The 293-nt window shown below is 66.9% G+C and carries 1 protein-coding gene; it reads right to left on the reverse strand.

Features of this window, described 5'->3' with window-relative positions:
- Positions 1–293 (reverse strand): ISAs1 family transposase (locus C667_RS24120; RefSeq protein WP_004393821.1); only part of this gene is annotated, 293 nt, incomplete at both ends.

Here is a 293-nt window from a genome sequence, read left to right on the forward strand (position 1 = left end):
CCATCGCGTCGATCGTGACCAGCAGTCCCTTGATCGACAGCGCCTCGAGCAGCTCGGGAATCGCCGTTATTTCATTGCTCTTGGCGGCGACCTTCTCCTGGCCGAGCACCAGTCCCAGCTCGGTGGCGAAGGCGCTGACCATGTGGATCGCGCTCTCGCCGCCGGTGCTCGAGCCGCGCACGGTCTTGCCGTCGATCGCGATCGTGCCGGCCAGGCCCGCATCGTCGCTGAGCGCACCGACCACGCCGCCCACCCAGCGCCGGAACATGTTCTCGAACTGCTTCGGATCGAGC

Origin of the sequence: Thauera phenylacetica B4P (assembly GCF_000310225.1) — a bacterium.
In the GTDB taxonomy this organism is placed as follows: Bacteria; Pseudomonadota; Gammaproteobacteria; order Burkholderiales; family Rhodocyclaceae; genus Thauera; species Thauera phenylacetica.